The sequence below is a fragment of the Streptomyces fradiae ATCC 10745 = DSM 40063 genome (assembly GCF_008704425.1).
GTDB classification, from domain to species: domain Bacteria; phylum Actinomycetota; class Actinomycetes; order Streptomycetales; family Streptomycetaceae; genus Streptomyces; species Streptomyces fradiae.
This window is the reverse complement of the sequence record NZ_CP023696.1, coordinates 866,309-890,652: the sequence shown is the minus strand read 5'-3', so window position 1 is coordinate 890,652 and position 24,344 is coordinate 866,309. Positions and strand designations below refer to the sequence as shown.

The 24,344-nt window shown below is 76.3% G+C and carries 19 protein-coding genes; 11 read left to right on the top strand and 8 right to left on the bottom strand.

Annotation, left to right across the window (positions count from 1 at the left end; genetic code table 11):
- Window positions 1–389 precede the first annotated feature (389 nt).
- The gene (locus CP974_RS03765; RefSeq protein ID WP_031130469.1) at window positions 390–2,534 is read left to right on the top strand and encodes a primosomal protein N'; all 2,145 of its coding nucleotides are present in this window, start codon (window positions 390–392) and stop codon (window positions 2,532–2,534) included.
- Between the two features lie 538 nt (window positions 2,535–3,072).
- On the opposite strand, the gene CP974_RS03760 is transcribed toward CP974_RS03765, so the two are convergent.
- Window positions 3,073–3,600: a hypothetical protein gene (locus tag CP974_RS03760; RefSeq protein ID WP_031130467.1), complete on the bottom strand. Its 528-nt coding sequence runs from the start codon at window positions 3,598–3,600 to the stop codon at window positions 3,073–3,075.
- Between the two features lie 581 nt (window positions 3,601–4,181).
- Between CP974_RS03760 and fmt the strand changes: the two genes are divergently transcribed.
- The 6 genes from fmt (at window position 4,182) to CP974_RS03730 (ending at window position 11,647) form a co-directional block, all read left to right on the top strand.
- Window positions 4,182–5,114, top strand: a complete 933-nt coding sequence (gene fmt / locus CP974_RS03755; protein WP_031130465.1) for a methionyl-tRNA formyltransferase — start codon at window positions 4,182–4,184, stop codon at window positions 5,112–5,114.
- 416 nt (window positions 5,115–5,530) lie between these two features.
- On the top strand, window positions 5,531–6,967 hold the full coding sequence (locus tag CP974_RS03750) for an RsmB/NOP family class I SAM-dependent RNA methyltransferase (protein ID WP_031131275.1): 1,437 nt from the start codon (window positions 5,531–5,533) through the stop codon (window positions 6,965–6,967).
- A 144-nt stretch (window positions 6,968–7,111) separates the two neighbouring features.
- Window positions 7,112–7,795: a ribulose-phosphate 3-epimerase gene (gene rpe, locus CP974_RS03745; RefSeq protein ID WP_031131277.1), complete on the top strand. Its 684-nt coding sequence runs from the start codon at window positions 7,112–7,114 to the stop codon at window positions 7,793–7,795.
- 85 nt (window positions 7,796–7,880) lie between these two features.
- Window positions 7,881–8,927: a sugar-binding transcriptional regulator gene (locus CP974_RS03740; RefSeq protein WP_174887786.1), complete on the top strand. Its 1,047-nt coding sequence runs from the start codon at window positions 7,881–7,883 to the stop codon at window positions 8,925–8,927.
- 197 nt (window positions 8,928–9,124) lie between these two features.
- Window positions 9,125–10,567 carry a GuaB1 family IMP dehydrogenase-related protein gene (locus tag CP974_RS03735; protein WP_031131281.1) on the top strand — a complete coding sequence of 481 codons (1,443 nt, stop codon included), beginning with the start codon at window positions 9,125–9,127 and terminating at the stop codon, window positions 10,565–10,567.
- A gap of 222 nt (window positions 10,568–10,789) precedes the next feature.
- Complete coding sequence (locus CP974_RS03730; protein WP_031131283.1) at window positions 10,790–11,647, top strand: RNA polymerase sigma factor SigF; 858 nt, start codon at window positions 10,790–10,792, stop codon at window positions 11,645–11,647.
- Window positions 11,648–12,046: 399 nt separating this feature from the next.
- Here the strand turns inward: CP974_RS03730 and CP974_RS03725 are convergent, their stop codons facing one another.
- The 7 genes from CP974_RS03725 to CP974_RS03695 all read right to left on the bottom strand — a co-directional run bounded on the left by CP974_RS03725 (window position 12,047) and on the right by CP974_RS03695 (window position 18,534).
- The gene (locus CP974_RS03725; RefSeq protein WP_031134145.1) at window positions 12,047–12,424 is read right to left on the bottom strand and encodes an ATP-binding protein; all 378 of its coding nucleotides are present in this window, start codon (window positions 12,422–12,424) and stop codon (window positions 12,047–12,049) included.
- Between the two features lie 42 nt (window positions 12,425–12,466).
- Complete coding sequence (locus tag CP974_RS03720) at window positions 12,467–13,810, bottom strand: PP2C family protein-serine/threonine phosphatase (RefSeq protein ID WP_037938615.1); 1,344 nt, start codon at window positions 13,808–13,810, stop codon at window positions 12,467–12,469.
- On the bottom strand, window positions 13,807–15,042 hold the full coding sequence (locus tag CP974_RS03715; protein WP_140160876.1) for a hypothetical protein: 1,236 nt from the start codon (window positions 15,040–15,042) through the stop codon (window positions 13,807–13,809). The genes CP974_RS03720 and CP974_RS03715 overlap by 4 nt, the downstream gene beginning before the upstream one ends.
- Complete coding sequence (locus tag CP974_RS30925; RefSeq protein WP_373276758.1) at window positions 15,027–15,680, bottom strand: anti-sigma regulatory factor; 654 nt, start codon at window positions 15,678–15,680, stop codon at window positions 15,027–15,029. Before CP974_RS30925 ends, CP974_RS03715 begins: the two co-directional genes overlap by 16 nt.
- Complete coding sequence (locus CP974_RS03705) at window positions 15,677–16,084, bottom strand: STAS domain-containing protein (RefSeq protein WP_031134140.1); 408 nt, start codon at window positions 16,082–16,084, stop codon at window positions 15,677–15,679. The genes CP974_RS30925 and CP974_RS03705 overlap by 4 nt, the downstream gene beginning before the upstream one ends.
- A complete protein-coding gene (locus CP974_RS03700) occupies window positions 16,081–16,977 on the bottom strand; it encodes an STAS domain-containing protein (RefSeq protein ID WP_031134137.1) in 897 nt (298 codons plus the stop codon). Before CP974_RS03700 ends, CP974_RS03705 begins: the two co-directional genes overlap by 4 nt.
- 321 nt (window positions 16,978–17,298) lie before the next feature.
- Complete coding sequence (locus tag CP974_RS03695) at window positions 17,299–18,534, bottom strand: GDSL-type esterase/lipase family protein (protein WP_223844542.1); 1,236 nt, start codon at window positions 18,532–18,534, stop codon at window positions 17,299–17,301.
- Window positions 18,535–19,228: 694 nt separating this feature from the next.
- Here CP974_RS03695 and CP974_RS03690 point away from each other — a divergent pair.
- From CP974_RS03690 to CP974_RS03675, 4 genes are all read left to right on the top strand, one after another.
- Window positions 19,229–20,701 carry an amino acid permease gene (locus CP974_RS03690; protein WP_031136979.1) on the top strand — a complete coding sequence of 491 codons (1,473 nt, stop codon included), beginning with the start codon at window positions 19,229–19,231 and terminating at the stop codon, window positions 20,699–20,701.
- A 10-nt stretch (window positions 20,702–20,711) separates the two neighbouring features.
- Entirely contained in the window at window positions 20,712–21,167 is a 456-nt protein-coding gene (locus CP974_RS03685) for an Lrp/AsnC family transcriptional regulator (protein WP_031136981.1), read from the top strand.
- Window positions 21,168–21,667: 500 nt separating this feature from the next.
- Window positions 21,668–22,465 (top strand): carbon-nitrogen hydrolase family protein, encoded by a 798-nt coding sequence (locus CP974_RS03680; protein WP_031136465.1) that lies wholly within the window; start codon window positions 21,668–21,670, stop codon window positions 22,463–22,465.
- Window positions 22,466–22,554: 89 nt separating this feature from the next.
- Window positions 22,555–24,246, top strand: coding sequence for a flavin monoamine oxidase family protein (locus CP974_RS03675; RefSeq protein ID WP_031136467.1), 1,692 nt, complete (start codon window positions 22,555–22,557; stop codon window positions 24,244–24,246).
- Window positions 24,247–24,344 lie beyond the last annotated feature (98 nt).

The following is a 24,344-nucleotide window of genomic DNA, read 5'->3' as shown; positions in this document are numbered from 1 at the left end:
GTTTGCGGTCCGTGGAGCTCCACCCGGCGGGGCCGTCCCGCTCGGCGAGCGCACCGCACCGGTAAGCCCGGCCTCCGTCCCGCACGGAGCCGGGCTTCCGGCGTTCGGGGCCGGTTGCCGGTTGCCGGTTGCCGGTTGCTGGTTGCCGTCTGCCGTCTGCCGTCGGGGCCGGCCCCGGCGGGGAGCCGTCGGCCGCTCCCGTCGGCTGGTCCTGCGGTGGGCCGCCGGCCGTCGCCCGCCGGCCGTACGGGGCCGTGGTCGGCCCCGGGTCATCCGCGCCCCGGCGTCGCTGGCGCCGCGTTCCAGGCCCTCCGGGCCCTGCCACGGGCCGGCCGGGCCTCTTCGCCGCCGGGCGCCCGCTGTCGGTGCGGTCTGGTAGGGATGAGGCTGTGACCAGCGAGAGTGAGAAGCCGGGAGGGCGGCCGGACGAGGCGCCGGAGCAGCTCGCGCTCATCCGCGAGACCGTGCGCCGGGCGAAGGCGCCGCGGGCCAGGCCGCGGACGTGGCGGGGGGCCGCGCTGGCCAAGGAGCTGCCCGTCGCGCGGGTCGTCGTCGACAAGGGCGTGCTCCACCTCGACCAGTTCTTCGACTACGCCGTCCCCGAGGAGCTCGACGCCGCGGCCCGCCCCGGCGTCCGGGTGCGGGTCCGGTTCGGAGCCGGCGCGCACCAGGTGCGGGGCGGGCGGCGCGAGGGCGGGCGGCTCATCGACGGGTTCCTCGTCGAGCGGCGCGCCGACACCGACTACACGGGGCCGCTCGCCGCGCTCGCCGACGTCGTGTCGCCCGAGCCCGTCCTGGGCCCCGAGCTGCTGGGCCTGGCCAGGGCGGTCGCCGACCGGTACGCGGGCAGCCTCGCCGACGTCCTCCAGCTGGCCGTCCCGCCGCGCAGCGCCCGCGCCGAGAGCCGTCCCTCGCCGGAGCCGCTGCCACCGCCGCCCGCCCCCGAGGCGGGCCCCTGGGCGCGGTACGCGCACGGCGAGGCGTTCCTCGCCGCCCTCGCGCAGGGCGGCGCGCCGCGCGCCGTGTGGAACGCCCTGCCCGGCCCGCACTGGGCGGACGAGCTGGCCCGCGCGGTGGCCGCGACGCTCGCCTCGGGGCGCGGCGCCCTTGTCGTCGTACCGGACGGCCGGGCCGCCGCGCGCGTGGACGCCGCCCTGACCGCCCTCCTCGGGGACGGCCGGCACGCCCTGCTGACCGCCGAGGCGGGGCCCGAGAAGCGGTACCGGCAGTGGCTCGCCGTGCGGCGCGGCTCCGTACGGGCCGTCGTCGGCACCCGCGCGGCGATGTTCGCGCCCGTGCGGGACCCCGGGCTCGTCGCGATCTGGGACGACGGCGACGCGAGCCACAGCGAGCCGCACGCCCCGCAGCCGCACGCCCGCGACGTGCTCCTGTTGCGCGCCGCGCACGACCGCTGCGGATTCCTGCTGGGCTCCACGAGCTGCACGGTCGAGGCCGCCCAGCTCGTGGAGAGCGGCTGGGCCAGGCCGCTGGTGGCGCCGCGCGAGCGGGTGCGGGCCGCCGCCCCGCTCGTACGGACCGTGGGCGACGGGGAGCTGGCGCGCGACGAGGCGGCGCGGGCGGCGCGGCTGCCGTCCCTCGCCTGGCAGGTCGTCCGGGACGGCCTGAGGTCCGGGCCGGTGCTGGTGCAGGTGCCCCGGCGCGGGTACGTGCCGCGCCTCGCCTGCGAGCGGTGCCGGACCCCCGCCCGCTGCCGGCACTGCGCGGGCCCCCTGGAGGCCCCCGGTCAGCGGGACCTGAGGTGCGGCTGGTGCGGACGGGACGAACCGCACTGGCGGTGCGCCGAGTGCGGGTCCACGCGGCTGCGGGCCCAGGTGGTGGGCGCCCGGCGGACGGCGGAGGAGCTGGGGCGGGTCTTCCCGGCCGTCCCCGTGCGGACCTCCGGCCGGGACCACGTGCTGGACGCCGTGCCGGGCCGCCCGGCGCTGGTGGTGAGCACGCCGGGCGCCGAGCCGGTCGCCGAGGGCGGGTACGCGGCGGCCCTGCTGCTGGACGGCTGGGCGCTGCTGGCCCGGCCGGACCTGAGGGCCGGGGAGGAGGCGCTGCGCCGCTGGATCGACGCGGCGTCCCTGGTGCGGGGGCAGGACGAGGGTGGCACGGTCGTCGTGGTCGCCGAGCCGACGCTGCGGCCCGTGCAGGCACTGGTGCGGTGGGACCCGGTGGGCCACGCCCAGCGGGAGCTGGCCGAGCGCGCCGAGCTGGGCTTCCCGCCCGTGTCGCGGATGGGCGCGGTGGCGGGCCGCCCGGAGGCCGTCGCCGAGTTCCTCGCGGCGGCGGAACTGCCGCCGGAGGCGGAGGTGCTGGGGCCCGTACCGCTCCGGCCGGCCGCTCCCGGTGGTCCGCGCCGGCCGGGTGACCCGCCCGCGGGCGAGGCGTGGGACCGGGCGCTGGTACGGGTGCCGCCCGGCACGGGCGCGGCCCTGGCCGCCGCCCTCAAGAAGGCCCAGGCGGCCCGGCTGGCCCGCGGCGGCACCCTGCCGGTGCGCGTCAGGATGGACCCGCCGGACATCGGGTAGGCCCTGGCCGCCGATCCCGGGCGGCCCCGTCGGGCGCTGCCGGGGAGCGCCGCCCCTGGGGACGCTCCGCCCCTGGGGGACGCGCCGCCCCTGGGGACGGTCCGCCCCTGGGGGACGCGCCGCCCCTGGGGACGGTCCGCCCGGCCGCGCCCCGGCGCGTGCCGCCGGCCGCCGGAGGCGTGCGCGCTCGGGCGGCGCCCCGGTGGAGGGCGGGCCCGCGGCTGCGGCGGGGCGGCCGGCTACGGGGCGACGAGGCACCGGCGGAGCGGGAGCCACCGACGGAGCGGCGCCGGCGAGGCGAGCGCCGTCGGCAGGAGGGGGGCGACCACCGGGCAGGGGCTGCCGTCGGGCGGTCCGACGGGGCGAGAGGGCCGACGGCGGGCGGGCGCCATCGGCGCGGGCCCGCCCGCCGTCGGGTTGCTCGCCCCCTCGGCGGGCCGTGTACCGGTGGCGGCGGACCGGCCGGGCGAGCCGTGTCGCGGAATCACGGAGGCCGGCCGGTGCGCGGCGGTACGCGGCGGTGCGCGGGTGGCGGAGATCAGCCGTTGCGCGGTGAGGGGAAGACGGTGGGGCGGGCGCCCTCCCGGTGCGGCTGGTCCCTGACGGCCGCGCGGGCCTGCGACGGCTGCGGCGGCATCGACCGCGCCGCCGGGACCGACGGGGCGGGCATCGTGCGCGGCTGCGCAGCGCGGTCCGCCCCGGCCGCCTGCTGCGCCGCCGCGCGGCGCGATCCGTACCGGCGGTGCACGGCCTGCTTGGTGACACCCAGCGCCGAGCCGACCGCGTCCCACGAGAAGCCCAGCGAGCGGTCGAAGTCGACGGCGGCGGTGACCAGCGTCTCCACGCTGTCGCGCAGTTCCTGCGCGAGCCGGACCGTGGGCGCGGGGGCCCTGCCGTAGACGACGAAGCCCGTCGACGGGCCGGAGCGACGCGGGCGGTAGACGTTGCCCAGCTGGGCGGTGAGCGTGCGCAGAGCGTCCACCTGCCGGCGGACCCGCTCGATGTCCCGCACCAGCAGGTGCAGGCTTGCCCGGGCTTGGGCGTCGTGGGTTGCGTGGTCGGCCATTGACAAGCCTCTCGAACCGGCGTTGAAAGGGGGCGGGCCGCGTCGACGGCGGCCTTCGGTCAATCTCCTTTGACAACGCGCCAGCCGTCGCCGGGGTCACGCCGCTGAGGCGTATCCGCATATGCGCGAGGCGCACGACCCCGCGCACGCCCCCCGACCAGGCCCCGGACGCCGTTCGCGGGCCCTTCACCCCGGGGCGCCGGGGCCCCCGCTGCCGGGTGGGCCGGTCGCGGCGGCCCCGCGCTCCTGGTCGCGACGCCCCGGACGACGCGGACGCCCACCGGCCGGGCGGCCCCGATCACCGGCTTCGCCACCGCTGACGGTGCCCTGCGGCCGCGTCGACGATCGCCGCGCGAACGCGTCCGCGGCCGTCGGCGACCGGTCGCGCGGTCGTCCGGGCAGGACGGAACGCCGTGGGGGGAGCGCCTAGACTGGTGCGCTGCCCGGCGCCCCGCCGGTGGCCCGGCGGACGCCGTCGGCCGCGACTCCGCTGCCGGCCCGTCGGCCGGTCGCACGGCCGGCCGCACGGCGGCGCGGACCCGGCCGGGCGGCGCACCGACGAACAAGCGAGGTAACACGGAGTGAAGCTCGTCTTCGCAGGCACCCCCGAGGTCGCCGTCCCCGCCCTGGACGCCCTGCTCGCCTCCGGGCGGCACGAGGTGGCGGCCGTCGTCACACGACCCGACGCCCCCGCCGGGCGGGGCCGACGGCTGGTCGCGAGCCCCGTCGCCGAGCGGGCCGCCGAGGCGGGCATCGAGGTGCTCAAGCCCGTGAAGCCGCGCGACGAGGAGTTCCTCGCCCGGCTCCGGGAGATCGGGCCCGACTGCTGCCCCGTCGTCGCCTACGGCGCGCTGCTGCCGAAGACGGCGCTGGACATCCCCGCGCACGGCTGGGTGAACCTGCACTTCTCGCTGCTGCCCGCATGGCGCGGCGCCGCGCCCGTGCAGCACGCGCTCATGGCCGGGGACGAGATGACCGGCGCGTCCACGTTCCAGATCGAGGAGGGCCTCGACTCCGGCCCCGTGTACGGGGTCGTCACCGAGGAGGTCCGCCCCACCGACACCAGCGGCGACCTGCTGACGCGCCTCGCCTTCGCCGGCGCCGGACTGCTGGCCGCGACCATGGACGGCATCGAGGACGGCACGCTCCGGGCGGTGCCGCAGCCCGCCGAGGGCGTCACGCTCGCGCCGAAGATCACCGTCGAGGACGCCCGCGTCGACTGGGCGGCGCCCGCGATGCGCGTGGACCGCGTGGTGCGCGGCTGCACGCCCGCGCCCGGCGCCTGGACCGTCTTCCGGGGCGAGCGCCTGAAGCTGGTCCAGGCGGCGCCCGCGCCGGGGCGTACGGACCTGGGCCCCGGCGAGCTGTCGGCCGCCAAGAACAACGTGTACGTCGGCACCGGCTCGCACGCGGTGGAGCTGCTCTGGGTGCAGGCGCAGGGCAAGAAGCCCATGCGGGCGGCCGACTGGGCGCGGGGTGTCCGCATCGCCCCCGGCGAGCACCTGGGCGCCTGAGCCGCGCGGGGGTGCGCGGGGGCGGGCCCCTGCCCGGGGCCGGGCCCCGTCGCCCCGCTCCTGGGGGCGGCCGCTCGCGGCCGGCCGCTTGGGGGCCCTCCCGTCCCGGGGCGTGCGGCGCGGCGCCCGTCGAGGGGCGCACGCCGGGCGGTGCCGGACTGGTACCGGCGCCGGCCCGCGCGGGGGCGGTGGCGGCGCGGGCCGGCGCCGCGCGCGGGCTGCTGCCCGCTCCGGCCGGTGCCCCGTCGGAGCCGGGCGGTTCCACGGCGGAGCCGCGCCGCGCCGGGGCGTACCGCGCCGCGATCCCCCGGTGCCCGGCCCGGTGCGCGGGCGGCGCCCCCCGGCGGTCCGCCGGATGCTCCGTGGGCGGGGGACTACCCTGGGAGGGTTCGAACCATCGCGAAGCGGAGCACCTTTTGAGCGAGCAAGGCCGTCGCCGTCCCTCCAAGCCGTACCGGCGTCCCCGGAAGGACCCGGTGCGCGTCCTCGCCTTCGAGGCGCTGCGCGCCGTGGACGAGCGGGACGCGTACGCCAACCTCGTCATGCCGCCGCTGCTGCGCAAGGCCCGCGAGCAGGAGGGCTTCGACGCTCGGGACGCCGCCCTCGCCACGGAGCTGGTCTACGGCACGCTGCGCCGCCAGGGCACGTACGACGCGATCGTCGCCGCCTGCGTCGACCGCCCGCTGCGCGAGGTGGACCCGCCGGTCCTGGACGTGCTGACGCTCGGCGCCCACCAGCTCCTCGGCACCCGCATCCCCCCGCACGCCGCCGTCTCCTCCACCGTCGAGCTGGCGCGCGTCGTGCTCGGCGACGGGCGGGCCAAGTTCGTCAACGCCGTCATGCGCCGGATCGCCGAGCACGACCTGGACGGCTGGCTGGAGCGGGTCGCGCCGCCCTACGACGAGGACCCCGAGGACCACCTCGCCGTCGTCCACGCCCATCCCCGCTGGGTCGTCTCCGCCCTGTGGGACGCCCTCGGCGGCGGCCGCGCCGGCATCGAGGACCTCCTGCGGGCCGACAACGAGCGCCCCGAGGTCACCCTGGTCGCCCGCCCCGGCCGCGCCACCCCCGGCGAACTGCTGGACGCACTCGGCGAGGGCGCCGCGGAGCCGGGCCGCTGGTCGCCGTACGCGGTGCGGCTCCCCGAGGGCGGCGAGCCCGGCGCCATCGACGCCGTGCGCGAGGGCCGCGCGGGCGTCCAGGACGAGGGCAGCCAGCTCGTCGCCGCCGCCCTGGCCGCCGCGCCCCTCGAAGGCCCCGACCGCCGGTGGCTCGACGGCTGCGCGGGCCCCGGCGGCAAGGCCGCCCTGCTCGGCGCCCTCGCGGCCCGGCGCGGCGCCGCCCTGCTCGCCGCGGAGAAGCAGCCCCACCGCGCCCGCCTCGTGCAGCGGGCCCTAGACGGGAACCCCGGCCCGTACGAGGTCGTCGCCGCCGACGGCACCCGCCCGCCGTGGCGGCCCGGCTCCTTCGACCGGGTCCTGGTCGACGTGCCCTGCTCCGGCCTCGGCGCCCTGCGCCGCCGCCCCGAGGCGCGCTGGCGCCGCCGGCCCGAGGACCTGGACGCGTTCGCGCCGCTGCAGCGGTCGCTGCTCGCGGAGGCGCTGAAGTCGGCGCGGGTCGGCGGAGTCGTCGGGTACGCGACCTGCTCCCCGCACCTCGCCGAGACCCGCGCCGTCGTGGACGACGTGCTCAAGGGGCACGGCGGGGCCCGCGACGTGACCGCCGAGTGGATCGACGCGCGCCCCCTCCTGCCGGGCGTCCCCGAGCTGGGCGACGGCCCGGACGTGCAGCTCTGGCCGCACCTGCACGGCACCGACGCCATGTACCTGGCGCTGCTCCGCCGTACCGCCTGACGAGCCCGGCGGTCCCGGCGCGGCGGGCTCCGCCCGCACCCCTGCGGGGATATGCGGGGGTACGGGCGGACTCGCCCGGTCCCGTCCCGCGCCTGCCGGGGGATCGGGGCGAGGAAGGGCCGCGCGGCATGGCAGGCTTGGCACATGGCCCAGATCAACCCCAGCATCCTGTCCGCCGACTTCTCCCGCCTCGCCGAGGAGGCCCGGGCCGTCGAGGGCGCCGACTGGCTCCACGTCGACGTCATGGACAACCACTTCGTGCCCAACCTCACCCTGGGCGTCCCGGTCGTCGAGTCGCTCAGCCGGGCGACCGGCACCCCGCTGGACTGCCACCTCATGATCGAGGACCCCGACCGCTGGGCACCGCAGTACGTGGAGGCGGGCGCCGGGTCCGTCACGTTCCACGTGGAGGCCGCCGCCGCGCCCGTACGGCTGGCGCGGGAGATCCGGGCCAAGGGCGCGCGCGCCTCCATGGCGCTCAAGCCCGCCACTCCCATCGAGCCGTTCGAGGACCTGCTGCCCGAGCTGGACATGCTGCTGATCATGACGGTCGAGCCGGGGTTCGGCGGGCAGGCCTTCCTCGACATCATGCTGCCGAAGATCCGCCGCACCCGTGAGCTGATCTCCAAGCACGGCCTGGAGCTGTGGCTCCAGGTCGACGGCGGCGTCTCCGCGTCCACCGTGGAGCGCTGCGCCGAGGCCGGCGCGGACGTCTTCGTCGCCGGTTCCGCCGTCTACGGGGCCAACGACCCGGCCGCGGCCGTGCGGAGCCTGCGCGAGAGCGCGGAGCGGGCGACCGCGTCCGCCGCGTGGGCGTGCGGACACTGAGCCACCGGAGGGTCACCGGCAGATGAACGCATACCGACAGGACTGATCCAGGGCCGCCGGATCTGCAAGGATGGCGATCCGGAGTGTGAACAGCAGTGAGGAGAACGCGGTGTCTGCAATGTCGGCGGGACGTCCAGCCCTGCGGATGGGACCCGCGGAGCTGGTGCAGGCGGCGGCCATGGCCCGCCGCTTCTATCTCGAGGGCAAGTCCAAGATCCAGATCGCCGAGGAGTTCGGCGTCAGCCGGTTCAAGGTCGCCCGCGTCCTCGAGACGGCCCTGGAGCGGGACCTCGTCAGGATCGAGATCCGCGTGCCCGCGGAACTGGACGCGGAGCGCTCCGACGCGCTGCGCGCCCGCTACGGCCTGCGCCACGCCGTCGTCGTCGAGTCCCCGCCGGAGGGCGAGGACGAGTCCCCCGACCCGGAGAACCTGGGCGAGGTCGCGGCCGACCTGCTCGGCGAGCTCGTGGCCGAGGGCGACGTCCTCGGCCTGGCCTGGGGCAGGTCCACCATCCACATGGCCGCCGCCCTGGACCGGCTCCCGCCGTGCACGGTCGTCCAGCTCACCGGCGTGTACGACGCCGGGACCGCGGAGCGCGGGTCGGTCGAGGCCGTCCGCCGCGCCGCGCAGGTGTCCGGCGGCGAGGCCCACCCGATCTACGCGCCGATGCTGCTGCCCGACCCGGCCACCGCCGCCGCGCTGCGCAACCAGACCGGCATCGCCCGCGCCTTCGAGTACTTCGACAAGGTCACCGTCGCCGCGGTGTCCATCGGCTCCTGGGAGCCGGGCATCTCCACGGTCCACGACATGCTCAGCGACGAGGAGCGCGCCCACTACGCGTCGCTCGGCGTCGCCGCCGAGATGTCCGCCCACCTCTTCGACGCCGACGGCCGCAGGGTCGGGCGCGATCTGGGCGAGCGGTGCATCACCGTCGAGGCGGACCGGCTGCGCCGCATCCCCGAGGTCGTCGCCATCGCCGGCGGCGCCCGCAAGGCGGCGGCCATCGGCGCGGTCCTGCGCTCCGGCCTGGTCACCAGCCTGGTCACGGACACCTCCGCCGCCGACTACCTGCTGACCGAGTCGCAGCCCGGTCCGCGGCCCGCGCTGGAGCGGTTCGACCCGGACAACTGACACCCCGGCTCCCCGTCGTTCCCCCGCCCCGCCGCCGCGTCGTCGCATCGTTGGAGGAACCTCCCAGGTCACCCGCTGTGACCTGGAGGTTTCTCCCGGAGCTCGAACGCGCGTCGGCATGGGACACTGAAGTACGTGCGTTTTCCCCCGGCTGAGATGCCCGGGGGCCGACTCCGAACGACTGGGATGTTCTGCACGTGCGTTTCCTCAATGACCTCAAGCCGCCGTACGACCTCACGTACGACGACGTGTTCATGGTCCCCGGCCGCTCGGCCGTGGGCTCCCGCCTCGCCGTCGACCTCGCCACCCCCGACGGCACCGGGACCACCATCCCGCTGGTCGTGGCGAACATGACCGCCATCGCCGGCCGCCGCATGGCCGAGACCGTCGCCCGCCGCGGCGGCCTCGTGGTCATCCCCCAGGACATCCCGATCGACGTCGTCACCGACGTCGTCACCTGGGTCAAGAGCCGTCACCACGTCCTCGACACGCCGATCGTCCTCGACCCGGCGCAGACGGTCGCCGACGCCCTGTCGCTGCTGTCCAAGCGCGCCCACAACGCCGGTGTCGTCGTCGACGCCGACCACAAGCCCGTCGGCGTCGTCACCGACCGGGACCTGACCGGAGTGGACCGCTTCACGCAGCTCTCCGAGGTCATGTCGAAGGACCTGCTGCTCCTCGACGCGGACATCGACCCCATCGAGGCGTTCAACACCCTCGACCACCACAACCGGCGCTACGCCCCCGCCGTCGACGGCGAGGGCCGCCTCGCGGGCATCCTCACCCGCAAGGGCGCCCTGCGCGCCACGCTGTACACGCCCGCCGTCGACGACCGCGGCCGCCTGCGGATCGCCGCCGCGGTCGGCATCAACGGCGATGTGGCCGGCAAGGCCAAGCAGCTCCTCGACGCCGGGGTGGACACGCTCGTCATCGACACGGCCCACGGCCACCAGGAGTCGATGGTCAACGCGATCCGGGTGGTCCGCGGCCTCGACCCGCGGGTCCCGATCGTCGCCGGCAACATCGTCGCCGCCGAGGGCGTCCGCGACCTCGTCGAGGCGGGCGCCGACATCGTCAAGGTCGGTGTCGGCCCCGGCGCCATGTGCACCACCCGCATGATGACCGGCGTCGGGCGCCCGCAGTTCTCCGCCGTCCTGGAGTGCGCCGCCGAGGCGCGCAGGTACGGCAAGCACGTGTGGGCCGACGGCGGCGTCCGGCACCCCCGCGACGTGGCCATGGCCCTGGCCGCCGGCGCGTCCAACGTGATGATCGGCTCCTGGTTCGCCGGGACGTACGAGTCGCCCGGCGACCTCCAGCAGGACGCCGACGGCCGCCTGTACAAGGAGTCCTTCGGCATGGCCTCCGCCCGCGCCGTGCGCAACCGCACCAGCGAGGAGTCCGCCTACGACCGGGCCCGCAAGGCGCTGTTCGAGGAGGGCATCTCGACCTCGCGGATGTACCTCGACCCGGCCCGGCCGGGCGTCGAGGACCTGATCGACTCCATCGTCGCCGGGGTCCGCTCCTCCTGCACCTACGCGGGTGCGGCCTCGCTGGAGGAGTTCGCCGAGAAGGCCGTCGTCGGCGTGCAGAGCGCCGCCGGCTACGCCGAGGGCAAGCCCCTCCACTCCAGCTGGAACTGACCCCCGGCCGCCCGCCGGGTCCGCACCCCGCACCCCGCCCCCGGCCCCCCGCACCCGCGTGCGCGGGCCGGGGGCGGGGAGGCCCTGCGGGGCGCGGGTGCGGCGGGACGCTCGTACGGCGGGCGTCCGCGGCCCCGCAGGGAGGCGGGAAAACGGGATGCATGTCCCGGGCGCGCGGGGGTAGACGCGCTTCCGGCAATGCCGAGACGAAGGGAGAGCAACGTGTCCACGGCGATCACGACCCCGACGGAGACGACGGCACCCGCGCCTGCGACCCCGCTGCCGCGGGTCCCCGACCCGACCGAGGTCGCACCCCGGGACGCCAAGGAGCTCTCGAAGCAGTTCTTCGCGCGCCTCGCGGTCCTGGAGGAGGGGACCGAGGAGTACCAGTACGTCCGGAACACGCTCATCGAGCTGAACCTGTCCCTGGTCAAGTACGCGGCCGCGCGCTTCCGCAGCCGCTCCGACCAGATGGAGGACATCGTCCAGGTCGGCACGATCGGGCTGATCAAGGCCATCGACCGGTTCGAGCTGAGCCGCGAGGTCGAGTTCGCGACCTTCGCGATGCCCTGCGTGGTCGGCGAGATCAAGCGCTTCTTCCGGGACACGAGCTGGTCCGTGCACGTCCCCCGCAGGCTCCAGGAGCTGCGGATCGACATCGCCCGCGCGACCGACGAGCTGTTCCAGCGGCTCGACCGGTCCCCGACGGCGGCGGAGCTCGCCGACCACCTCGGCCTCACCGAGGACGAGGTGATCGAGGGACTGGTGGCCGCCAACGGCTACACCGCGGCGTCGCTCGACATGCCCCTCGACGAGTCGGGCGAGCCCGCCTCGGCCACGCTCGCCGACATGATCGGCGAGGAGGACCGCGACATGCGGCTCACCGAGGACGTCCAGGCGCTCAAGCCGCTCCTGGCGCAGCTCGACGAGCGCGACAGGGCCATCCTGCGGATGCGGTTCGGCGAGGAGCTGACGCAGGCCGAGATCGGTGAGCGGCTCGGCGTCTCGCAGATGCACGTCTCCCGGCTGCTGGCCCGGATGACGAAGCGGATGCGCGAGGGCATGCTCCGCGAGGACTGACTTTCTTTGAGGCGCGTTGCGCCGACTCCCCTCCTTTTCGGCGCGTTGCGCCTCCGGGGCGCTGTGAGCGGGTGCCGAGCCGACCCCCCTCCTTCGGCGCGTTGCGCCTCCGGGGCGCTGTGAGCGGGTGCCGAGCCGCCCTCCGTGCTCGGCCCTCCTTCGTCGGGCGCTGCGCGCGGATGTCGTCTCGGCACCCGCGCGCCCCTTCGGCTCCACGCGCGGTGCAGGGGGGTGTCCGGCATTCGTCGGGGGTGGGCGTGCGGGCGGGGTGCCCGACTGTGCTCGGGCCCGGTTCCGCCCTCGTGCACGGTTCCGCCCTCGTGCCGGGCCGGAACCCGCGTCGGGGGACGGCTCGGCACGAGGGCGGTCGGAAACGGGGCCTGGAGCCCGTCGGCGGTGCTATGCCGCCTGCCGCTCCGTCGGTACCCACCACTCCGCCCGCACGGTCTTGCCGGCCGGGCGAGGGCGGACGTCCACCCGGTCGGCGAGCTGCTCCACCAGCCGCCAGCCGAACCCGCCGCCTCCGGCGAAGTCCGGTTGCCGGGCGGAGGGCGGCTCGGTGCTCGCGTCGTCCAGCTCCAGTGTGAGCCGGTGATCCCGCGCGTGCAGCCGCAGCCGCCATCCGCCCTCGGTGTGGTGGAGCGCGTTCGCCAGCAGTTCGGTGACCACCAGGCGCACGGCGTTCAGGTCGGCCCAGGGGCAGCGCTCGGCTACGAAGCCGCTGACGGTCTCCCTGACCTCGGCGCTGTCGACGGTACGTGAGTCGAGAACAAGCACGGACGCCTCCTTCCCCGCATCGCGTACCCGCTCACCGGGGCTTCACGACAGCTCTCCGGTGCGCCGCACCGCCAGGGCCACCGTGTCGTCCGGATGGAGGATCACGGTGTGCATCTCCTCCGCGATGGCGCCCGGCACCCGGTCCATGGGCAGCCCGCGGTGGCGCCGCGCGGCCCGGGCGAGGCGCAGCTCGCCCTCGCGCGGGTCGCGGCGGCTCTCCGTGAGGCCGTCCGTGTACAGCACCAGCAGGTCGCCCGGATCGAGCCGGTCCCGCAGCACCGCCTCGCTGCCCGGCAGGGGGAAGCCGACGCCCCGGCCGGGTGCCTCCAGGAAGCGGGTCGCCCCGTCGCGCCGCACCAGCAGGGCCGGGGGGTGACTGCCGTTGGCGAGGCTCAGCCGGCCGGTGCGCGGATCGATCCGCACCACCTGCACGCTCGCCATCAGCTCCTCGTCGAGGCCGGCGAGCGCGCGGGCGGCGCGGGCGACCAGCGTCCGCAGCTCATGGCCCTCCAGCGCCAGTGTGCGGACGGCGTGGGTGACGCTGAGGGCGCCGCGGGTGCTGGTGAGGCCGTGGCCGAGCGCGTCCACGATCGTGATGTGCACCGTGCCGTCGGGCAGCGCGAACCAGTCGTACAGGTCGCCGCCGGTCGGCGCGTGGCTCTCGGCCGGCTCGTACCGCACGGCCATCTCCAGTCCGGGCACCCGGACGGGCGGCGGGCGCAGCGCGTCCTCGAGCTGGCGCAGCATCCGGCCGTGCGCCTGGCGGAGCTGCTCGTCGCGCTCCTCCAGCTGGACGTAGAGGGCGAGGACGCCGCTGTTGGTCTCGGCCAGCTCGTCCTTGAGCCGCCGGTGCTCGCGGGAGAGGCGGTCCAGCCGGTCCGCGAGCGCGGCGGCCTCCTCCTCCGCGAGCGCCACCGGGTCGGGCGCGCCTCCTTTCCCGCCCTGCTCACCGCCTCCGGGGGCCCGGGGGGCGGGGTCCGGCCGGGGGAGGCTCCAGACGGCCCCGGAGGGCGGTGCGGGGCGGGCGGGCAGGGGCAGCTGGTCCAGTCCGGCGGGTGTGCCGCCGCCTGTCAGGGACAGCCGTACGGTCAGGGAGGCGTCCCCGGGCGCCGTGTCACCCCGCTGCGGCGGCACGACGGCCGGTTCCGCGGCGCCCGGTTCCGCGGCGGCCGGCGGGGCCGCCGGGTCCCGCGACGCCGCCGTGCGGGACGGCAGGAACTCCAGGGACACGGGCCTGCCGGCGGCCAGGTCCGGTGCGGCGAGCCGGGTCACGGACAGCACCAGGCGGGAGCGCAGCTCGGGGTCGAGGCCGGCCCCGTACGCCGCCCTGCGCAGTGCCGTGCGCAGCTCGTCCAGACAGTGGTGGGTGGTGCTCTGGGCTCTCATGGTGTTCTCCGGGCCGGGGCCACGGCCAGCGCGGTGACGTCGTCGCGCGCCGCCCGGTGGGCGTGGGCCAGTACGACGGGGAGCAGGGGGGCGGGCAGGCCGGTCAGGCCGGGGCCGGGGGAGTGGGCCCACCGGCCGTCCACGCCGTCGCTGTGCAGCAGCAGCGTGCCGTCGAGCGCGTCCGGCAGCCGCTGCGCGGCCGGGGGCGGCATGTTCCAGCCGACCACGCCCGGCTGCGCGCCGAACCGGTGGCGCACCCCGTCCCGCCCCAGGACGTACGCCCGTACGTTGCCGACGGAGCAGTGCTCGACCGAGCCGTCGGCGGACCGACGCAGCAGGCCGACCGCCGCGCCGCGGGTGCCGCGCAGCGCCTGGTGGACGGCGGTCATCAGACGGGGCAGCGGCAGGGCGGGGGAGTCGTGGAACGCCCGTACGGCGAGGTCGGCGGCGTGCGCGGCGGCCGGGCCGTGGCCCAGGCCGTCCACGACCATGGCGGTGACCGCGGCCGTGGCCGCGTCCGGCCGGGCCCCGGACCTGCCCGCCGGTGCGTTCCCGGCCGCCGGGCCGCCACCGGCAGCCCTGCCGTCCCCGCACGCCGGCCCGGCACCGGCACCCGGCGGCGCGGCGAGCGAGGGCCCGGCCCCGGCGCCGGGCGGCCCCGCGATCCCGTCATCGGCCGGACCCGCCGCCGGAACGGCCGCCACCGCCCAGGCGTCACCGCACGACGACTCGCCGTCCACGGGCAGGCGCAGCGCGCCCACGTCCGGTCCGGCCACCGCCTCCCGCGCACCCGGCCCAGGGGGGCGCCCCGGCACACCGGACGCACGCCAGCGGGCGCACACGGCCGTGCCGCGCCCCGGCGTGCCCCGCACGACCAGGTCGTCGGCGAGCTCCCGCAGGGCCTCCAGCAGCGTGCCGCCCGGACCGCCCGCGCGGGCGCCGTCCGGCCAGCGCTCCGCCCCGGCGCCGCCGTCCTCCGGGAGCGCCGAGCCGATGGCGGCGACGTCCAGCCCGCGGCCCAGCGGCGACGGCTGGACGTACACCGCGCCCCGCTCGGCGCGGGCCGCCAGGGCGCGCGCCAGCTCCCCGGCGCACTCGGCCGTCCGCTCCGCCCTCGGTCCCGCGAGGCCCAGCTCCGAGGCGGCGCGGCGCGCGGCGCGGGCGGCCGTCCCGGCGGCGTCCCGGTCGTGCGCGGGGACCAGCACGGTGACCGCCGTCAACGGTCGTTCCACCGCGTCACCACCACGGTCGTCCCCTTCCCCGGCGCCGTGCGGACCCGGAAGTCGTGCATCAGCCTGCGGGCGCCGCCCAGGCCGTGGCCGAGACCGCTGCCCGTGGTGAAGCCGTCCCGGAGCGCCGCCTCCACGTCGGGGATGCCGGGGCCCTCGTCGCGGACGGTCAGGCGCAGGCCGCGCCGCCCGCCCGGCGGGAAGAGCCGCACCTCCAGCGTTCCGCCGCCGCCGTGGACGTAGGCGTTGCGGGCCAGTTCGCTCGCGGCGGTGACGATCCGGGTCTGGTCCACGATCCCGAAGCCGGCCTCGACCGTCGCCGCCCGCACCGCGTGCCGGACGGTCAGCAGGTCCTCCTCGGACCGCACCTCGTACCGGGAGCACCGGGCGGGGTCCGCACCGGCATCGTCGGTGTCGGTGCCGGCGGCGCAGGCGTCCGGGACGGCGCCCCCGCCGCGGTACTCGCGGTACGGACCGGCGTCCGGGTGCGCGGCGGCCGGAGCGGCGTCCGGGTGCGCGCCCGCGTCCGGGTACGGACCGGCGTCCTGGTACGGAGCCCCCGTCGCGCAGGGGTACGGAAGGGCAGCGGGCGCCGGCCCCGCCGCCGGTGCGCTCGCCGCCAGGGCGTCGCGGGGCGTCATGGGCGCCCCTCGGCGAGCGGACCGGGCGGGCGCGGCATGCGCTGCCAGCCCAGGGCGGTCAGCCCCTGCTCGGCGTTGAGCGCCGTCTCCACCCCGGTCAGCCGCAGCCCCAGCTCCACCAGGGTGATCGCCACGGCCGGGCGCATCCCGGCGACGATCACCCGTGCGCCCAGCAGCCGCGCCATGGTGGTCAGCTCCGTGAGCGTGCGGGCGACGAACGAGTCGATGACCTCCAGCCGGGAGATGTCGATGAGCACACCGCGGGCCCCGTCCGCCGCGATGCGCTCGGTCAGCTCGGCGGTGAAGGCCAGCGCCGAGGTGTCGTCCAGCTCGTTCAGCAGGCCGGTGACCAGCACGTCGCCCAGCCTCAGGATGGGCACGCCCGTCGGGCGCGGCGGCGTCACGCGGTCACCGGCCGGTCGGCGGGAGCGCGGGCGCCCGTGTCGACGGCGGGCTGGTCGGTGAGGCGGACGGCGGCCGCCAGCGCGTCCGCGAGGGTCGCCCGCGTCAGGATCGTCGACAGGTCGATGCCGAGCTGCGCGATGGTCTGCGCGATCGGCGGGCGGATGCCGCTGATCACGCAGTCGGCGCCCATCAGCCGGACCGCGTTGACCGTGTGCATCAGATGCTGGGCCACCGCCGTGTCGACCGCCGGGACGCCGGTGATGTCGATGATCGCGACCTGCGCCTCGTTGTCCTCGATCGCCTGGAGCAGGCTCTCCATGACGACCTGCGTCCGCGCCGTGTCCAGCGTCCCGATGAGCGGGACCGCCAGCACGTGCCGCCACAGGCGCACCACGGGCGTGGAGACCTCCAGGAGCTGCCGGCTCTGCCGCTGGATCAGCTCCTCGCGGCCCTCCACGTACGTCTCGAAGGACAGCACCCCGGCCGCGTCGAGCAGCCGGTTGATGAGGATCGCCGCCGAGAACAGCTCCGCCGAGTCGCGGGTGGTGTGCTGGACCGCCGTCAGCAGCGCCTCCTTCAGCGACAGGACGGCGAGCGAGGTGGCCGTCGGCGACGCGCCCGCGCGCGCCCTGCGCAGGGACAGCTCTATGACCGCGCGCCGCAGGTCGTTCCGCGAGGTCACCAGCCGCTCCACCGGCACGTCGCCGGCGAGCCCCGCGGCCAGCGCGGAGATCAGCAGGTCGGCCTCCTCGCGCACCTCCTGCTCGCTCATGTCCGTGCTGAGCACGGCCTGTTCGAGCTGGAGGCGGACCCAGCGGTCCGCGATCTCCGCCTCCCGGTCGCGCAGGGCCTCGCAGAGGCGGTCACGCACACTCGATTCGCTGGTGTTCACACGTACCTCTCGCACTCGGCGGCGGGGGCTGCCGGGCCACTCGCCGCCAACACGTCGGTTCGGCAGGTCACTTGGCCGGTTCCCTCTGCCTTCGTACAACGCAGTCGGAATCGTAGGGTCCGCCGCTGCGCCGGCGCGAACCGGTCCTCGCCCGCACGCCTGCCGCGGCGCTCCGCGAGCGCCCCTACCCGCGCGCGGGCGGGGCATGCCGCGGTGTCGCCCGGTCGCCGTACGGCGGGCGCGGGCGGGTGCCCCAGCGGGCCGGGGGTGGCTCCGGCCGGTGGGGGCTCCGGCCGGCGGTGGTGGGCCGGTCGCCGCCTCCTACGGCCGTGGCCGCACGTGGGTCCATACGGCGTCCACGACCGCCGCCGCGAGCCGCGCGTGCCCCGCGTCGTTCGGGTGCAGCCCGTCCCACAGGTGCCCGGGGTCCAGCAGCGGGTGCCCCGGCAGCAGGAAGAGGCGGTCGTCCCCGGCGGCGCGCAGGTCCCGTACGGCCTCCTCCAGCGCCGCGCGCAGCTCGGCCAGCGTCGCCCCCGCGCCGTTCGGCGCCGCCTCCGCGGCGGGGCGCAGCAGCGGGGAGACGACCAGCAGCGGTGTGCGCGGGTGGCCGGTGCGGACCGTCCCGGCGAACGCGCGCGTCAGCGCGTACAGGCGGGCCGGGGTCGTCGGCACGGGCTCCCAGCAGTTCGTGCCGAACGCCAGCGTGATCAGCGCGGCGGGCAGGGCGGCGAGCTGCCGGGCGACGGGCAGCTCGCCCCGGCCCGTGCCGGCGTAGCCCAGGTTCACCGGGTCCAGGCCCAGCGCCCGCCCGGCGGCGGCCGGCCAGGCGTGCGCGGGGCGGGTGGCCCACCAGCCCTCCGTGATGGAGTCGCCGTACACGGCCCAGCGCGCCCGCCGCGGCGCCGGCGCGACCCCGCCGCCCACCCCGCGCACCGCCAGGACCAGGGGCGCGGCGGCCTCGGGCAGGTACACCGTGAACACCTCGTCCGGCCGCTCCGGCCGGGGCAGGTCCAGTACCGCCGCGGCCTCCCCGCCGGCGGCCGGGGCGCCGTACGCCTCCCCGGCGGGCCGCCCGTCCCGCCACAGTGCGAAGAGGTGCGGCGGTACGGACGGCCCGCCGTCCTCCCGTCCGGGCACCCGCGCCCGGTAGCGGAGCTCCACGGCCCGTGTCCCCGGTGCGGCGGTCAGCTCCAGCCGGACACCGACCGGCAGCGCGGCCCGCTCCACCAGCTCCCACGGCAGCACGCCCACGACCGACGGGTCCACCCGCACCGGCCGGGGACCGTCCCACCAGGCGACCCCGCGCAGGTAGGGCCCGGGATCGCACCACCCGCCGGCCCCCTCCCGCGGCTCCCGCCCGGCCCCGGCCCCCGACCCGCCCCCGGGCACGGCCTCCTGCCCGCCCCCGGCCCCCTGCCCGGCCGCGGTCTCCTGCCCGGGCACGGCCTCCTGCCCGGCCCCGGCCCCCTGCCCGGCCGCGGTCTCCTGCCCGGCCGCTGGATCGGCCTCGATCCCGCCGCCCGCCGCCATCGGCCCGCCGTCCTCCGAAGCCGTCATCCGCCGTCCGTTCTCATCCGTCGAGTCCACCGAGTCCGCCAGTCCGCCAGTCCGCCGAGTCCGCCGAGTCCGCCGAGCCCGTCGTCCGCCGCCGTATCCCACCGTCGCAGGGCCACCGCCCCACAGACCCCCGCCGCCGGACAGGCCCCCGCCGGGCAGACCCGGACCCGGACCCGCACCCGGGCCCTCGTCGGGTCCTTCGCCCGGCCCCGCCCGCGCACCACCGCCCGCCCCGCGTACCCGCCCCCGCGCGGCAGGTCACGCCCTCCCCCCCCCAGCCGTCCGCCGCGTCCCGCCCGTCGACGCGGGCGGGCGGGCGGGCCGGGCGCGGGGCTCGGTCCGCCCCCGTTCCGGGCCTCTCCCGTGCCCGCTTCGGGGGTCTCCCACGCCTTCCGTACGCCTGACCGCAGATTCCGCCGCCGAACGCCCCAATATGTCGATTCATGCGGCAGAGCGCAATGTTTCCCCGTCCGCGCCCGAAGCGCGCAATGATCATCCGCCGATGCGCAACAACGCTGCATTTCAGAATGCGAAGCTCTCCCCGTAGGCTCAGGGCCCGTACCTGGAGTGGCGGTGACCGCCGGCTCGGCGGTTCCCCCCTCCCCTCGTGGGTTCCCCGTGGGCTCCCGCTGCCCGCGCACCGCCGCCGGTCTCCGCAGTACCCCCCGACCCGCAGCGATGAAGGAGCCCCGCAGTGCTCGACCAAGGCGCAGCCCCACCGGCCGCCGAGCCCTCTGCCCCGAAGACCGCCGGACCCTCCGCGCTCTCCGCCCTCGGCCGTCGCAAGCCGGTGGAAGACCTGGTCGCGGAGGGTGGGCAGGGTGAGGGCGGCTCGCTCCGCCGCTCGCTGTCCATGTGGCAGCTGACCATGATCAGCATCGGGGCCACCCTCGGCACGGGCATCTTCGTCGTCCTCGGCGAAGCCGTTCCGCTGGCGGGTCCCGCCGTGACCCTCGCGTTCGTCTTCGCGGGCCTGACGGCGCTGTTCTCGGCGCTCTCCTACGCGGAGCTGGCCGGCACGATCCCGGTCGCCGGTTCCTCGTACTCGTACGCGTACGCAACGATGGGTGAACTCGTCGCCTGGGTCTGCGGCTGGTGCCTGCTCCTGGAGTACGGCGTGTCCGTCGCCGCCGTGGCCGTCGGCTGGGGCGACTACCTCAACGAGCTGCTCGACGGCACGATCGGCGTCACCCTCCCCGACGCGCTCTCCGCGCCCCCCGGCGAGGGCGGCATATTCAACCTGCCCGCGCTGATCGTCGTCGTCCTCGCGATGCTCTTCCTGCTGGGCGGCGCCAAGGAGTCCGCGCGCGCCAACACGATCATGGTCGTGGTGAAGATCGCCGCGCTGGTCCTCTTCTGCGCCGTCGGCTTCGTGGGCTTCTCGTCGGGCAACTACTCCGACTTCATGCCGCTCGGCGCCTCCAGCGTCGGCGCGGCCGGAGCGATCCTCTTCTTCTCGTACATCGGCTTCGACGCCGCCTCCACGGCCGGCGAGGAGGCGAAGAACCCCAAGCGCGACCTGCCCCGCGCGATCATGCTGTCGCTGGTCATCGTCACCGGGCTGTACGTCCTCGTCGCGGCCGTCGCCGTCGGCGCCTGGGACTGGAAGAAGTTCGAGGGCTCCGAGGCCACGCTCGCCGCGATCATGAACGATGTGACCGGCCAGAGCTTCTGGGGCACGCTGCTCGCCGCCGGCGCGGTCATCTCCATCGCCAGCGTCGTCCTGACCGTGCTCTACGGCCAGACCCGCATCCTCTTCGCGATGTCCCGCGACGGCCTCGTGCCGAAGGTCTTCGCCAAGGTGGAGCCGAAGACGGGCACGCCCCGCAACAACACGCTGATCGTCTCGCTGTTCTGCGGCGTCCTCGCCGCGGCCGTCCCGCTCGGCGAGCTGGTCAACGCCACCAGCATCGGCACGCTCTTCGCCTTCGCGCTGGTCAACGTCGCGGTGGTCGTCCTGCGCGCCAAGCGGCCCGAGCTGGAGCGCAGCTTCAAGGTGCCGTTCGGCCCGCTGTTCCCGATCCTCGGCTTCCTGTTCTGCGGCTACAGCATGTACAGCCTCGACATGGTCACCTGGGTGGTCTTCGGACTCTGGATGGCCGCGGGCCTCGTGTTCTACTTCCTGTACGGCATGCGCCGCTCCCGTCTGGCCACAGCAGAGAAGTGATCCACGCCCCGTGCGACTGAACGACCTCGACGAACGCATCGTCCACGCCCTCGCCGAAGACGCCCGCCGCAGCTACGCCGACATCGGCGCACTGGTGGGACTGTCCGCGCCGGCCGTGAAGCGGCGCGTGGACCGGCTGCGGGCCGAGGGCGCCATCACCGGCTTCACCGTCCGGGTGGACCCGGCGGCGCTCGGGTGGGAGACCGAGGGGTTCATCGAGATCTACGCACGGGGCAACACCTCGCCCGAGACCATCCAGCGCGGTCTCGAGCGGTACCCGGAGATCGCGTCCGCCTCCACCGTCACCGGGGAGGCGGACGCGATCGTCCAGGTCTTCGCGTCCGACATGCGCCACTTCGAGCGCGTCCTGGAACGCATCGCGGGGGAGCCGTTCGTGGAGCGCACCAAGTCGGTGCTGGTGCTCTCCCCGCTCCTGCGCCGCTTCTCCTCCGGCTCACCCGCCTGACCGGCGACGCGGACGGGCCCACCCCGTCGCGCCCGCCGCCGCGGCGGACCGCCCCCGTCGTGCCCCCCGCCGGGCCGCCCCGGCGTGACCCGGCCCGGCGGTGCCCCACCGCCCCGGCGCGGCCGGCGGCTCGCCGCCGGGCGCACCGGTGCCCGCGGCCGTCTTCGCCCTGTGCCGACCCGTACGGCGCCGTGCGGCCCCCGCCTCCCGCGCGGCCGGCCCCGGCCGACCGCCCCCGCCCCGGCCCACCGCCCGCGCCCCCGCCTCCCGCGCGGCCCGCCCCGGCCGACCGCTCGCGCCCCGGCAGGTCCGTGCCCCCGGCCGCCGGCAGGCCCCGGCGCACCGGCCGCACCCGCCGCGCAACGAATCGCCGCCGACCCCCGCAAGCGCGCAACGCTTGGACGGTCGGTCCGCAACGGTCACGCCTTGTCCGGGGAGAAGCCCGGACCGTACCTTTTTGGCATCCCCTCCTCCCGTTCCGCACCCGACGAGGTACACCCATGCCGCTGCTGCGCACCGCCCTGCTCCAGAGCTCCGGACAGCTCGGTGACGTGGCCGCGAACCTGAAGCTCCTCGACGAGGCCGCCGCCCGCGCGGCGGCCGGCGGCGCGGGGCTGCTGGTCGCCCCCGAGCTGTTCCTCACCGGCTACGCGATCGGCGAGGGCGTCGCCCGGCTCGCCGAGCCCGCCGACGGCCCCGCCGCCCGCGAGGCCGCCGCCATCGCCGTGCGCCACGGCCTGGCGATCGCCTACGGCTACCCGGAGCGCGACGGCGCCGCCGTCTACAACGCGGCGCTGCTCGTCGGCGCCGACGGCACCCTCCTGGCGAACTACCGCAAGACCCACCTGTACGGCGGCTTCGAGCGGGACTGGTTCACCCCCGGCGACCAGCCGGTCGTCCAGGCGGAGGTCGGCGGCCTCCGGGTCGGCCTCATGATCTGCTACGACGTGGAGTTCCCGGAGAACGTCCGGGCGCACGCCCTGGCCGGCACGGACCTCCTCCTCGTGCCGACCGCGCTGATGCACCCGGCCGAGATCGTCGCCGAGTCCGTCGTACCGGTCCGCGCCTTCGAGAACCAGCTGTACATCGCGTACGCCAACCGCACCGGCCCGGAGGGCGACTTCGAGTTCGTCGGCCTGTCCGCGCTCGCGGGGCCCGACGGCACCGCCCGCGCCCGCGCCGGCCGCGGCGAGGAGCTGGTCGCCGGCGACGCCGACCCAAAGCTCCTGAAGCGGTCCCGGGCCGAGAACCCGTACCTCGGCGACCGCCGCCCCGCCCTCTACGAGGGCCTGGTCTGACCCCGTCCGGCCGCACCCCGCCCGTACCGCCCGGAGCCCCCGCGCCCGGCACCCCCCTCATCTCCACCCGTGCAAGGAGTCCGCACCCCATGACGTCCACGGTGCCCACCGCCGTCCAGCACACCGACGCCCAGCCGCCGATCACCATGTTCGGTCCGGACTTCCCGTACGCGTACGACGACTTCCTGGCCCACCCGGCCGGCCTCGGCCAGGTGCCCGCCACCGAGCACGGCACCGAGGTCGCCGTCATCGGCGGCGGCCTGTCCGGCGTCGTCGCCGCCTACGAGCTGATGAAGATGGGCCTCAAGCCCGTCGTGTACGAGGCCGACCAGCTCGGCGGCCGGCTGCGCACCGTCGGTTTCGACGGCTGCGACCCGGAGCTCAACTGCGAGCTGGGCGCGATGCGCTTCCCGCCGTCCTCCACGGCCCTCCAGCACTACATCGACCTGGTCGGGCTGGAGACGAAGCCGTTCCCCAACCCGCTCGCCGAGTCCACCCCGTCCACCGTCGTGGACCTGAAGGGCGAGACGCACTACGCGGAGACCGTCGCGGACCTGCCCCAGGTGTACCGGGACGTCGCCGAGGCGTGGAGCAAGTGCCTGGAGGAGGGCGCGGACTTCTCCGACATGAACCGCGCGATGCGCGAGCGCGACGTGCCGCGCATCCGCGAGATCTGGGCGAAGCTCGTCGAGAAGCTCGACAACCAGACCTTCTACGGCTTCCTGTGCGAGTCCGAGGCGTTCAAGTCGTTCCGCCACCGGGAGATCTTCGGCCAGGTCGGCTTCGGCACCGGCGGCTGGGACACCGACTTCCCCAACTCCATCCTGGAGATCCTGCGCGTCGTCTACACCGAGGCGGACGACTTCCACCGGGGCATCGTCGGCGGCAGCCAGCAGCTCCCGCTGCGGCTGTGGGAGCGCGAGCCGCAGAAGATCGTCCACTGGCCGCTCGGCACCTCCCTGAAGTCCCTGCACGGCGGCGACCCCAAGCCGGCCGTGACCCGGCTGCACCGCACGTCCGGCAACCGCATCACGGTCACCGACGCGAACGGCGACATCCGCACCTACCGCGCGGCGATCTTCACCGCCCAGTCGTGGATGCTGCTGTCGAAGATCGACTGCGATGACTCGCTCTTCCCGATCGACCACTGGACGGCGATCGAGCGCACCCACTACATGGAGTCCTCGAAGCTGTTCGTCCCGGTCGACCGGCCCTTCTGGCTGGACAAGGACGAGGAGACCGGCCGGGACGTCATGTCGATGACGCTCACCGACCGGATGACCCGCGGCACGTACCTGCTGGACAACGGCCCGGACAAGCCGGCCGTCATCTGCCTCTCCTACACCTGGTGCGACGACAGCCTGAAGTGGCTGCCGCTGTCCGCGAACGAGCGGATGGAGGTCATGCTGAAGTCGCTCGGCGAGATCTACCCGAAGGTCGACATCCGGAAGCACATCATCGGCAACCCGGTGACGGTCTCCTGGGAGAACGAGCCCTACTTCATGGGCGCCTTCAAGGCCAACCTGCCGGGCCACTACCGCTACCAGCGCCGCCTGTACACCCACTTCATGCAGGACCGGCTCCCCGAGGACAAGCGCGGCATCTTCCTGGCCGGCGACGACATCTCGTGGACGGCCGGCTGGGCCGAGGGCGCCGTGCAGACCGCGCTCAACGCCGTGTGGGGCGTCATGCACCACCTGGGCGGCGGGACCGACCCGTCCAACCCGGGCCCGGGCGACGTCTTCGACGAGATCGCCCCGGTCGAGCTGCCGGAGGACTGACACCGGCCGCCCTCCCCGCGCACGCCACCGGGCCCGGACCTCCACCGCGGAGGTCCGGGCCCGGTGGCCGTGGGACGGGCCGGCGCCGTGCGGGGCGG